At 73.3% G+C, this 11,110-nt stretch carries 13 protein-coding genes and 1 pseudogene; 8 read left to right on the top strand and 6 right to left on the bottom strand.

All coding sequences use genetic code 11. The features are described 5' to 3' along the window. From M8J74_RS38655 to M8J74_RS38645, 3 genes are all read right to left on the bottom strand, one after another. Positions 1-689 (bottom strand): histidine kinase dimerization/phosphoacceptor domain-containing protein (locus M8J74_RS38655; RefSeq protein WP_249840908.1); only part of this gene is annotated, 689 nt, incomplete at its 3' end. An 82-nt stretch (positions 690-771) separates the two neighbouring features. Next, positions 772-1,050, bottom strand: a complete 279-nt coding sequence (pspAA, locus tag M8J74_RS38650; protein WP_058928463.1) for a PspA-associated protein PspAA — start codon at positions 1,048-1,050, stop codon at positions 772-774. Between the two features lie 31 nt (positions 1,051-1,081). Further along, a complete protein-coding gene (locus tag M8J74_RS38645; RefSeq protein ID WP_249840907.1) occupies positions 1,082-1,873 on the bottom strand; it encodes a PspA/IM30 family protein in 792 nt (263 codons plus the stop codon). Positions 1,874-2,064: 191 nt separating this feature from the next. On the opposite strand from M8J74_RS38645, the gene M8J74_RS38640 reads away from it, so the two are divergent. The 3 genes and pseudogenes from M8J74_RS38640 to M8J74_RS38630 form a co-directional block, all read left to right on the top strand. Continuing rightward, positions 2,065-2,736 carry a DUF3043 domain-containing protein gene (locus M8J74_RS38640; RefSeq protein WP_079078169.1) on the top strand — a complete coding sequence of 224 codons (672 nt, stop codon included), beginning with the start codon at positions 2,065-2,067 and terminating at the stop codon, positions 2,734-2,736. Between the two features lie 83 nt (positions 2,737-2,819). Continuing rightward, complete coding sequence (locus tag M8J74_RS38635) at positions 2,820-3,521, top strand: class I SAM-dependent methyltransferase (protein ID WP_249840906.1); 702 nt, start codon at positions 2,820-2,822, stop codon at positions 3,519-3,521. A gap of 59 nt (positions 3,522-3,580) precedes the next feature. Beyond that, positions 3,581-3,712 (top strand): annotated as a pseudogene (locus M8J74_RS38630) (signal protein PDZ); the annotation flags it as partial. 52 nt (positions 3,713-3,764) lie between these two features. Here the strand turns inward: M8J74_RS38630 and M8J74_RS38625 are convergent. Further along, positions 3,765-3,977, bottom strand: a complete 213-nt coding sequence (locus M8J74_RS38625; RefSeq protein ID WP_058925761.1) for a hypothetical protein — start codon at positions 3,975-3,977, stop codon at positions 3,765-3,767. A gap of 113 nt (positions 3,978-4,090) precedes the next feature. Here M8J74_RS38625 and M8J74_RS38620 point away from each other — a divergent pair, with 113 nt between their 5' ends. Further along, complete coding sequence (locus M8J74_RS38620; protein WP_249840905.1) at positions 4,091-5,293, top strand: bifunctional adenosylcobinamide kinase/adenosylcobinamide-phosphate guanylyltransferase; 1,203 nt, start codon at positions 4,091-4,093, stop codon at positions 5,291-5,293. A gap of 37 nt (positions 5,294-5,330) precedes the next feature. On the opposite strand, the gene M8J74_RS38615 is transcribed toward M8J74_RS38620, so the two are convergent. Next, entirely contained in the window at positions 5,331-5,855 is a 525-nt protein-coding gene (locus M8J74_RS38615) for a methyltransferase domain-containing protein (RefSeq protein WP_308406177.1), read from the bottom strand. A 148-nt stretch (positions 5,856-6,003) separates the two neighbouring features. Here M8J74_RS38615 and cobT point away from each other — a divergent pair, with 148 nt between their 5' ends. The 3 genes from cobT to M8J74_RS38600 all read left to right on the top strand — a co-directional run bounded on the left by cobT (position 6,004) and on the right by M8J74_RS38600 (position 9,785). Beyond that, positions 6,004-7,092, top strand: coding sequence for a nicotinate-nucleotide--dimethylbenzimidazole phosphoribosyltransferase (gene cobT / locus M8J74_RS38610; protein ID WP_249840904.1), 1,089 nt, complete (start codon positions 6,004-6,006; stop codon positions 7,090-7,092). Between the two features lie 174 nt (positions 7,093-7,266). Further along, positions 7,267-9,003, top strand: coding sequence for a phosphatidylglycerol lysyltransferase domain-containing protein (locus tag M8J74_RS38605; protein WP_249840903.1), 1,737 nt, complete (start codon positions 7,267-7,269; stop codon positions 9,001-9,003). Between the two features lie 32 nt (positions 9,004-9,035). Further along, entirely contained in the window at positions 9,036-9,785 is a 750-nt protein-coding gene (locus tag M8J74_RS38600) for a hypothetical protein (protein ID WP_249840902.1), read from the top strand. A gap of 12 nt (positions 9,786-9,797) precedes the next feature. On the opposite strand, the gene M8J74_RS38595 is transcribed toward M8J74_RS38600, so the two are convergent. After that, a complete protein-coding gene (locus M8J74_RS38595) occupies positions 9,798-10,553 on the bottom strand; it encodes a hypothetical protein (RefSeq protein ID WP_249840901.1) in 756 nt (251 codons plus the stop codon). Positions 10,554-10,613: 60 nt separating this feature from the next. Here M8J74_RS38595 and M8J74_RS38590 point away from each other — a divergent pair. Continuing rightward, positions 10,614-11,110 (top strand): adenosylcobinamide-GDP ribazoletransferase (locus M8J74_RS38590; RefSeq protein ID WP_249840900.1); only part of this gene is annotated, 497 nt, incomplete at its 3' end.

The following is an 11,110-nucleotide window of genomic DNA, read 5'->3' as shown; positions in this document are numbered from 1 at the left end:
TGGTCGGGCCGCTTGTCCATGACGTGCGCGGCGACGCCCGCCTGGACGTTGACCAGGGCGATGTGGTGGGCGACGACGTCGTGCAGGTCGCGGGCGATGCGGAGGCGTTCCTCGGCGACCCGGCGGCGGGCCTCCTCCTCGCGGGTGCGTTCGGCGCGCTCGGCGCGGTCGCGGATGGCCTGGACGACGGCCCTGCGGCTGCGTACGGCGTCGCCTGCGGTGGCGCCGATGCCGGTCCAGGCGAAGATCGCCAGGTTCTCCTGGGCGTACCAGGGCAGGGGCCCGCCGAGCATCGCGGCGCCGGTCAGGACGGTCATGGTGAGCAGGCCCAGGCGCCAGGTGGTGGGGCGGTCGGTGGTGGAGGCGACGGTGAAGAGGGCGATGACCGCGGACATGGCGACGGGGGCCCGGGGGTCGCCGACGACGCACTCGACGGCGGAGACGGTGCCCGTGAGGGCGAGGACCGTCCTGGGGGCGCGGCGGCGGAAGACCAGGGCGAGGGCGCCGAGGGTCATCAGGACCAGGGCGAGCGGGTCGGGGGTGCGCACGCCCCAGCTGACGCCGTTGTCGCCGCGCGGGTCGACGAAGGAGCCGGCGATCATGCAGGCCAGTACGCCCGCCGCCAGGGCCGCGTCCAGCGCGAGGGGGTGCGCCGCCAGCCGGCATCGGGTTCGTTCCAGGGTGCCCACGTCTTGAACAGTACGGGTGGGTTGTCCTGGCCGGAACGTCAGGTGCGGGTACCTGGGGTGACTGCTGAAACCCCAGGAACCCTCAGCCTGGAATCAACCCGTCGTCGCTCAGAAGCTCCCGCACTTCCTCCAAGGTCGCGTCCGGGGACGGGAGGATCAGTTCGGAGGGTTCCAGGGAGTCGTCGGGCAAGGGGGTGCCCAGCTCCCTGACCTTGGACAGCAGCGCCTGCAGGGTGGCGCGGAAGCCCGGGCCGTCGCCGTTCTGCATTTCCCGCAGGAGCTCGTCGTCCAGGGTGTTGAGCTCGGTGAGGTGGCTGTCCGCCAGCCTCACCTGGCCCTCCCCCATGATCCGTACGACCATGTCGCCCATGTAGGCCTCCTGGATGTGGCCCCTACTGCTTGTCGAAGCGCGGGGTGTCCTGCGGCTGCTGCTGGGACTGCGGCTGGCCCGTGCCGGGTTCGATCGCCTGCTGGGGCGAGCCTCCGGCCAGCTCGGCCTTCATGCGCTGCAGTTCCAGCTCTACATCCGTACCACCGGAGATCCGGTCCAGCTCGGCGGCGATGTCGTCCTTGTGCATGCCCGTGGGGTCGTCCAGGGCGCCGGAGGCGAGCAGTTCGTCGATGGCGCCGGCCCGGGCCTGGAGCTGTGCCGTCTTGTCCTCGGCGCGCTGGATCGCCAGGCCGACGTCGCCCATCTCCTCCGAGATGCCGGTGAAGGCCTCGCCGATGCGGGTCTGGGCCTGGGCGGCGGTGTAGGTGGCCTTGATGGTCTCCTTCTTCGTGCGGAAGGCGTCGACCTTGGCCTGCAGCCGCTGGGCCGCCAGGGTGAGCTTCTCCTCCTCGCCCTGGAGCGTGGCGTGCTGGGTCTCGAGGTCCGTCACCTGCTGCTGGAGGGCGGCCTTGCGGGACAGCGCCTCGCGGGCCAGGTCCTCGCGGCCCAGCGCGAGCGCCTTGCGGCCCTGGTCCTCCAGCTTGCCGGACTGCTGCTGCAGCTGGTTGAGCTGGAGCTCCAGGCGCTTGCGCGAGGTCGCCACGTCGGCGACGCCCCGGCGGACCTTCTGGAGCAGCTCCAGCTGTTTCTGGTACGAGTAATCGAGGGTCTCGCGCGGGTCCTCGGCCCGGTCAAGGGCCTTGTTCGCCTTCGCGCGGAAGATCATCCCCATACGCTTCATGACACCGCTCATGGGCTTCGCGCGCCCCCTTCTGACGGACTTCCAGCTCCAGCTCTGCGACAGAACCCACAGTACGGGCCCTGCATCCATTGACGCACTGTTCGGGGACGGATGCGCTCATCCCCAAGGACGACTGCCTGCCCTCCCGCTCCGGCGTAGGGAGTAGGTGTCCCCCTGGGGAAACGGCCCCCTCTGTCCCTTACATGACGACTGGCGTTGCCGGATCGTTCCCCGCGGGACTGGGGTCCAACCCCGGGCACCCCGTACCCTTGGGTTTTGTGTTCCGTAGCCGCGCCAAGGATGAGAAGGCCCCCGCCGACAAGGCGGCCGTGACCGACTCCAAGCAGACCCGTGATCCGCAGGCCCCCAAGGGCCGCCCCACGCCCAAGCGCAGTGAGGCCCAGTCTCAGCGCCGCAGCGTGGCCAACACGTCGACGTCGCGCAAGGACGCCGCCAAGCGCCAGCGCGAGGACCGCCGTGCCGCGCTGGAGCGGCAGCGCCAGGCGCTGGCCGGCGGCGACGAGCGGTACCTTCCGGCCCGCGACAAGGGGCCGGTCCGCAAGTTCGCGCGCGACTGGATCGACTCGCGGTTCAACGTGGCGGAGTTCTTCCTGCCCATGGCCGTGGTCATCCTCGTGCTGAGCGTGGTGCGGGTGGCCTCGCTGCAGAACATCGCGCTGCTGCTGTGGCTGGTCGTGATCGTGCTCATCGTGCTCGACGCCTTCGTCAGCGGCTTCCGGCTGCGCAAGGCGCTCGGCGAGCGGTTCCCCGACCACAACCGCAAGGGCGCCGTCGCCTACGGCCTCATGCGCTCCCTGCAGATGCGCCGGCTCCGGCTGCCGAAGCCGCAGGTCAAGCGCGGAGAGCGGCCCTGAGCACGGAGGCGTTCACCGGGGGTGCGGCCGACGCCTGGCTCAGCAGGCTGGGCGGGCTGCGTGACGTCGTACGGCAGGAGCTGGTGGCCCGGCAGCTCGACGAGCAGATAGCCGGGCGGTTCCCGGTCGGGCGGCGGCTGCGGGTGCTCGACGTCGGGATGGGCCAGGGCACCCAGGCGCTGCGGCTGGCCCGCGCCGGGCATCAGGTGACCGGGCTGGAGCAGGACGCCACGATGGTCGCGGCCGCCCGGGCCGCGCTGGCCGCCGAGCCGGAGGGCATCCGGGAGCGGGTGCGGATCATCGAGGGCGACGGCCGGGACACCGGGGTGCACTTCCTGCCCGGCAGCTTCGACGTCGTGCTGTGCCACGGCGTGCTGATGTACGTGGAGGAGCCGGACGCGCTGCTGGCGGGGGTGGCGCGGATGCTGGCCCACGGCGGCCTGCTGTCGCTGCTCGTGCGCAACGCCGACGCGCTGGCGATGCGGCCGGGGCTGTACGGCGACTGGGGCGGGGCGCTGGCCGCCTTCGACACCGTGGCGTACCGCAACCGGCTGGGGCTGGACGTGCGGGCCGACCGGCTGGAGACCCTGACGGCGACGCTCGCCGGGATCGGGGCGCCGCTGCACACCTGGTACGGGGTGCGGGTGTTCACCGACACGGCGGCGGACGACGCGGAGCCGCCGGCCGACCTGGAGACGCTGCTGGCGGTGGAGGAGCGGGCCGGCCGGACCGACCCCTACCGCCGGGTGGCGGCGCTGCTGCACCTGTGCGGAGTGCGTGACTGAACCCGTCCGGGCGTGCGGCACGGGCCGGGCGTCCGTCGGGGTCGCCGTGGTCGACGTGAGACACGGACATCACCACCATCACGTCCCTGACCGAAGCGCTGGCGGCGCGGAAACCGGGAGACAGGACGTCGGTGACGTTCACCCGGTACGGAAGCCGGAAGACGGCCGACATCACCCTGGGCGAGCAGTGACGGCAGGGGGCGGCCGTCCGCGACGGGCGGGCCGCCCCCTGCCCGCGTCGGCCTAGGCCTCCGCGGAGTGCAGGTTCATCGGGCCGTAGATCTCCGTGGAGTCCTCGAACAGCCGGACCTGGTCCGCGCCGCCTTCGAGGAGCGCCTTCCAGTGCTCCCCGATCCAGGACTCGGCGTCTCCCTGCGTGGTGAACTCCTCGGGCTGCACCGCGGGCTGGACCTCCCCGCCGTCGGCCTTCTCGAACCGCCACGTCCATGCCACCATGTACGCCTCCCGTCTCCGATCACCTGCAAAGCAGAAGCCGGATCTTGGTCCGGCTCCAGCCAGAAGCCTAGTCGGAGGGGCAGCACCTGCGCAGACGCGCGAAAATCACTTCTGTGGAAGTGACGTTGCTCGGTACCGGTGCCCCCGCGGGACTCCCCCGCCCGAACTGCCCGTGTGCCGCCTGCGCGGTGGCCCGCGGCGAGGACGCGCGGGCGGCCACCGCCGTGCTGGTGGACGGGATGCTGCTGCTCGATCTGACGCCCGGTGCCGCGTTCGCCGCCGCCCGGGCCGGACATTCGCTCGGCGGGGTACGGCAGGTGCTGCTGTCGCATCCGCACGACGGGCCGCCGGTGGAGGTGCCCGCGGGCCTGCCGCAGCCGGTGCGGGTGCCGGACGGGCGGGAGTCGACGCTGCTGACGGGGCATCGGGTGCGGGCGGTGGCGATGGACGCGCCGGGGACCGGGTACGCGGTGACCGGGCCGCAGGGGCAGCGGCTGCTGTATCTGCCGCCCGGCGGGTCGCCGGCCGGGCTGGAGAACGGGACGGCGGAGTCGTACGACATGGTGCTCGCCGATGTCGTGGGCCGGCCGGACGCGCTGGCCAGGCTGCGCGCGGCCGGCGCCGTCGGGCCGGCCACGGACGTCGTCGCCGTGCACCTCGACCACGACGTGCCGCCCGGCGCCGAGTCGGCGCGGCGGCTCGCGGCGGCGGGGGCGCGGGCCGTGCCGGACGGGGCGACGCTGACGGTGGGGGTGTACGAGAACGTGCCCGACGTGCCGCGGCGGACGCTGGTGCTGGGCGGGGCGCGTTCGGGCAAGTCGGTGGAGGCCGAGCGGCGGCTGGAGGCGTTCCCGGACGTGCTGTACGTGGCGACCGGCGGGACGCGCGGCGGGGACTCCGAGTGGGCGTCGCGGGTCGCCGCGCACCGGGAGCGGCGGCCGGGTTCGTGGCGTACGACGGAGACGTGCGACCTGGTGCCGCTGCTGGCGCAGGACGGGCCTCCGCTGCTGATCGACTGTCTGTCGCTGTGGCTGACGGACGCGATGGACGCCGTCGGGGCGTGGGACGACGCGGTGTGGGCGGACGCCGGCGAGCGGGACCTGCGGGAGCGGGTGCGGGAGTTGGTGGAGGCGGTGCGCGGTACGCGGCGGACCGTGGTCGCCGTGTCGAACGAGGTGGGGTCCGGGATCGTGCCCGCGACGGCGTCGGGGCGGCGCTACCGCGACGAACTGGGGCGGCTCAACGCGGCGTTCGCGGGTGAGTGCGAGCAGGTGGTGCTGGTGGTGGCCGGGCAGGCGGTGGTGCTGCGGGGGTGAGGAGCGGGGTCTCGGCGCCTTCCCCGGGCGCTGTGGTTCAGGGTCTGGCGGAGGGGCCGCGGGCGATCAGGCGGTGGGCGTTGGTGGCGAAGCGGTCCAGGACCAGCCTGGTCGTCGCGAGGATCAGGCAGCCGTGCGCCTCCAGTTCGGCGCGCAGGGCCTCGCTCCGCGGGTGCGGGATCTCCAGGAGGAGCAGGCCCGCGGGGCGCAGGAGCGTGAGGGCCGCGTGGAGTTCCTCGCGGGAGTCCGGGGCGCGGAGCAGGGTGACGACGTCGTAGCGGGCCCGCAGGGGCATCGCCACCCGAGGGTCCGTCAGGGTGCCGACGTAGGCCTCCTCCAGGCGCTCCACCGCGCGCGCCCACAGGACGCGGGGTTCGGGGTCGACGCCGTCGAAGGCCGTGTAGGGGAACAGCTCCCGCGCGGTGTCGGGGAAGTGCGCCTCGCCCGTCCCGATGTCCAGCCAGCTCTCCGGTTCGGGGCGGAGCCGGAAGACGGCGCGGGCCGTCGAGCGGTGGCGTCGTTGCCGGTCGAGGTCGCTGACGCGGGTGCGGAGGCGGTTCATGGCAGCTCCCGAAGACGTGCGGCAATTACCCATAAATGGGACACAACAGGGAACGTAGGGGATCCCGATGCGGGGGGCAACGACGTCAGGGGCTCGTGGTGGCCATGTGGCGGCGCCCTGTTCGACCGGTGCCGGTACTGTTCGGCGAATGAGCTCGCTTAATCTCGACGACTTCACCGATCTGATCGAGCGCCCCGACGGCGGGGTGCGGCGCGACGCCGAGGCGCGCCGGGAGCGTCAGATCGTGCCGCCCGGCTCGCTGGGCCGCCTCGACGACCTGGGTGAGTGGCTGTCCGCGGCGCAGTCCGCGGTGCCGGTGCGCCCGATCGAACGGCCGCGGGTGGTGCTCTTCGCCGGTGACCACGGGATCGCCGAACTGGGCGTCTCGGCGCGGCCGGCGGGCGGTGCCGAGCGGCTGGTGCGGGACATCCTGGAGGGCGGCCGGCCCGTGTCGGTGCTGGCCCGGCGGCTCGGCGTGCCGGTGCGGATCATCGACATGGCGCTCGACTGCGACCCCGGCTCCCTGCCCGACGAGGTGGTCCGGCACCGGGTGCGGCGGGGCAGCGGACGGATCGACATCGAGGACGCGCTGACCCTGGAGGAGGCCGAGGCGGCCTTCCGGGCGGGGATCGCCGTGGCCGACGAGGAGGCGGACTCCGGTACGGACCTGGTGGTGCTCGGCGATGTCAGCGTGGGCGGGACGACGCCGGCGGGCGTGCTGGTCGCGGCGCTGTGCGGGACCGACGCCTCGGTGGTGACCGGGCGGGGCGGCGAGCCGATCGACGACCTGGCGTGGATGCGCAAGTGCGCCGCGATCCGGGACTCGCTGCGGCGGGCCCGGCCGGTGCTCGGGGACCAGCTCCAGCTGCTGGCGACGGTGGGCGGGGCCGACCTCGCGGCGATCACCGGGTTCCTGCTGCAGAGCGCGGTGCGCAAGCTGCCGGTGATCCTGGACGGGGTCGTGGTGGCCGCGTGCGCGCTGGTGGCGCAGCGGGTGGCGTTCCGGGCGCCGGACTGGTGGCTGGCCGCGCACGACAGCGGGGAGCCGGGACAGGCCAAGGCGCTGGACCGGATGGCGCTGGAGCCGCTGCTGGCGCACGGGGTGACCGTGGGCGAGGGAACGGGCGCCCTGCTGGCGCTGCCGCTGGTCCAGGCCGCGGCGGCGCTGGCGGCGGAGCTGCCGGAGCGGCCCGAGGCCGCGGCGGAGCCGGAGAAGGCGGAAGAGGGAGCGGAGTAGGAGCCGCGCCCGCTTCGGCACCGCCGGAACACGCCGTTACGGCAGGGGCCGTCGCGGCGGGCCGGGAACGCGGCGCCACCACGCCGGAAGTGGGTGCGGGAGCAGCCGAAAGTCGTGCCGCCGCAGACCAAGGTTGGACGATTGTGGCGGGCATCCCCCATATGATCCTCATCCATGGGAGATGCCCGAATTGCCTCGCGGCGGGCAGCCGCTTTCGCCGTCTGGTACCTGCGGGTCGTCGCGTTCGTCAACTTCCTCAGCGCCGTGTGGGTCTCCCTCGGGCAGGACGTGCGGCGGCACAACCAGGAGAACTTCTTCACGCCGTACCTGCTGACCGCCGGCTTCGCCTCCGGTGTCTTCACCGCGTTCCTCGCCATCACCATGCGGCGCCGCAAGCGGGCCGCCTGGATCCTCAACCTGGCGCTGGCCGGGCCGTTCCTGGCGCTGTTCTCGTTCGCCCTGACCTTCGCCGAGATCCGCCAGTACGCCCAGAACTGGATCTCCCTGGGCCTCACCGCCACCTTCGTGGCCGCGCTGCTGGTGGGGCGCAAGGAGTTCTACGCCAAGGGCGACCGCTCGAACCCGAAGCTGGCCGCAGCCGTGGCCGTCGGCGGCACCCTGGTCGCCTCCCTGCTCGCCGGGCTGCTGGTGACGGTCACCAACCAGGCGCCGGACGCGGCGCGTTCGACGTTCCTGGAGCGCTGGCACTACGGCACGTTCCGGCTGATCTCCGTCGCCGTGGACGAGTCCCGCTTCCCCGGGGTCGACGTCCCGAACTGGGTGAACGTCGCCATCAACGTGCTCAGCACCGTCCTCGTCCTCGCCGTCCTCTACGCCGCCTTCCGCTCCCGGCGCGCCGTCGACCCGCTCACCGAGGACGACGAGAAGCGGCTGCGGGAACTGCTCGACCGGCACGGTGAGCGGGACTCGCTCGGGTACTTCTCGCTGCGCCGGGAGAAGAGCGTGGTCTGGTCGCCGAGCGGGAAGGCGGCCGTGGCCTACCGGGTGGTGGGCGGTGTCTCGCTGGCCTCCGGGGACCCGATCGGGGATCCCGAGGCGTGGCCCGGCGCCATCGAGCCCTGGCTGGCCGAGGCCCGCGCGCACGGGTGGATCCCGGCCGTGATGGGCGCGAGCGAGGAGGCCGGGTGCGTGTATGCGCGGCACGGTCTTGACGCGCTGGAGCTCGGGGACGAGGCCCTGGTCGAGGTCGCCGACTTCACCCTGGAGGGGCGGGCCATGCGGACCGTGCGGCAGGCCTACAACCGGGTGAAGCGGGCCGGGTACGGCGTCCGTGTGCGGCGGCACGAGGACATTCCGGCCGCCGAGATGGCGTGCCTGCTGAAGCGGGCCGACGACTGGCGGGACGGGGCGACCGAGCGCGGCTTCAGCATGGCGCTGGGGCGGCTCGGTGACCCCGAGGACGGTCGGTGCGTGATGCTCGAGTGCACCGACGGCGACGGGGAGTTGCGGGCCCTGCTCTCCTTCGTGCCGTGGGGGCCGCACGGGCTCTCCCTCGACCTCATGCGGCGCGACCGGGACTCCGACAACGGGCTGATGGAGTTCATGGTCCTCGAACTGCTGCGCCGGGCCGGGGAGATCGGGGTCACCCAGGTCTCGCTGAACTTCGCGATGTTCCGCTCGGTCTTCGAACGCGGGGCGCGCCTGGGCGCCGGGCCGGTGCTGCGGCTGTGGCGGTCGCTGCTCAGCTTCTTCTCGCGCTGGTGGCAGATCGAGTCGCTGTACCGCGCCAACGCCAAGTACCGGCCGATCTGGGAGCCGCGCTTCCTGCTGTTCGAGAAGAGCGCGGACCTGCCGCGCATCGGCATCGCGTCCGCGCGGGCCGAGGGCTTTCTGGAGGCGCCGGGCCTGCCGAAGTGGATGCATCGCAAACATCTGGAAACATATAGATAAGCACTGTAAGCGGACAGATGGGGGCCATCCGGATGAACAGGCTCGCCCGCTGGGCCCGTGCGGAATGGGGGTTCCTGTACGTCACGGTGCGCGAGGCGCTGGTCCGGCGGCGTCTGCGGGCGATCCCGACGACCCTCGCGGCGATGGCGCTGACGGCGCTCGTGCAGGTGGTGCAGAACCAGTCCTGGGGGTACGGGCCGGTGCAGCGCCTCGGGGGCGTGCGCGCCGAGGACCCGCTCTGGCCGGCCCTGCTGCGCACTCCGCTGTCGCTGTTCGTGCCGGCGCCGGATCTGCCCGTGTGGGGTGCCCTGATCCAGATCCTCTTCGTGTTCGGCATCGCGGAGATCTGCCTCGGCCGTCCGCGCACCCTCGCCCTCGCGTACGCCGCGACCCTCGCCGGGACGCTGTACGCCCGCCTGGGCATCCGGCTGGGCTTCGACAGCCTGCTGGGCCTGCCCGCCTCGGACGCCCGCGTCGTGGACACCGGCCCGTCGGCGGCCGTGGTGGGCCTCGCCGTGTACGTCGGCTGGCGCTACGGCGCCCGCTGGACGGCCGGCGCGGTGACCGCGGCGATGGCGGTGGAGGTGCTGCTCAAGGGCAACCTCGCCGGCAAGGAGCATCTCGCGGCGATCTTCGCGGTGGTGGTGCTGATCGCCGTCTCGCGGCTGCGGCGGTCCCTCCGCCGTCACCCGGGGCGCCTGGCGGCTCCGGCCGCCTGCTCCCCCGCCCCCGACCCGCGCCGGTCCGCTCCGGTCCCGGTGTCGGCTCGCGCCAGGCGCTGACGCGCCCCGGCGTCAGTGCGGCGGCAGGGCCTGAGGGTCGGGCTTTCCGCCGATCAGGTCCTGGAGTCTGCGGCGGGGGCCCGCCCAGCGGCGGTCGTGGCGGTAGGCGCGCAGGGTGGCCCGGGCCCGGGCCTTGGGGCGGCGGCGGTAGAAGCGGCGGGCCCAGGGGGAGCCGGGGCGGGCGAGACGGACCAGGCCGATCAGGCCGACGAGCGGCACGATCACGCTGAAGATCGCCATCCGGGTCTTGCCCTTGCTGAGGACGGCCAGCGCGAACAGGAAGTTGACGGCGACCGTCGAGATGACACCCCCGCGGTCGTGCAGTTCCTGCTGGCTCATGTTGTTGACCCCGAACGGCGAGAAGCCGGCGAGGACCAGTCCGACCAGGGCCGCCGTGAGGACCACGACCTCGACGCTCTTGCGGCCCTCCTCGGTCCAGTAGACGTCGTCGAGGTGCAGGATCAGCGCGAACTCGTCGAGGACCAGCCCGGCCCCCATGCCGAAGAGCACCGCGAAGACGGCCGTCCCGAACCCGTGCCGGCCGCTGGCGACCGCGCCGAAGCCGCCCACGATCGTGAGCACGACCCCGGGGACCACGTGGTGGATGTGCAGCCCGCCCGCCTTGACGTTGCCGAAGGGCCCCTTGCCCGCCCGGATGAGGCGGGTGATGACCCGGGTGACCAGGAACGTCAGCACGAACGCGGTGAGCGCGAGCAGCAGCGGCAGTTTGCCCGGCTCGATGATGTTGCGCTGCAACCAATGTCCCATACGCGCACTTTATTCGTAGGTGCCGCGGCCGCTCCTCCGACCGCCGGGTAACCTGCGCCGGTGCCCAAGACCCCACCCCTCGACGGCCTCCGCTTCGCCTTCGGCACCCTCACCGTGCTCCCGGTGAAGGTGACCCGCTGGGACCGTGAGGCGGCCCGCGCCGGCATGCTGTGCGCCCCGGTGGCCGGGCTGGTCGTCGGCGGCTGCGCGGCCCTGGCCGGCCTCCTGCTGCTGGCGCTCGGCGCGGGGGCACTGCTCGCCGCCGTCGCCTCCGCCGCCGTACCCGCCGTACTGACCCGGGGGCTGCACCTCGACGGTCTCGCGGACACCGCGGACGGTCTGGGCAGCGGGAAGCCCGCCGAGGACGCGCTGCGCATCATGAAGCGGTCGGACATCGGGCCGTTCGGGGTGGTCACCCTGGTGTTCGTGCTGCTCGCCCAGGTGGCCGCGCTGGCCCAGGCCTACGGCGGCTCGTGGGGGCGCGGTGCGCTGGCCGCCGTCGTCTCGGGGGCCGCGGCGCGGCTGGCGCTCACCCTCGCGGCGCGGGCCGGGGTGCC

Source organism: Streptomyces panaciradicis (genome assembly GCF_023516615.1).
GTDB lineage: Bacteria > Actinomycetota > Actinomycetes > Streptomycetales > Streptomycetaceae > Streptomyces > Streptomyces panaciradicis.
This window is presented reverse-complemented; position numbering and strand designations above follow the sequence as displayed.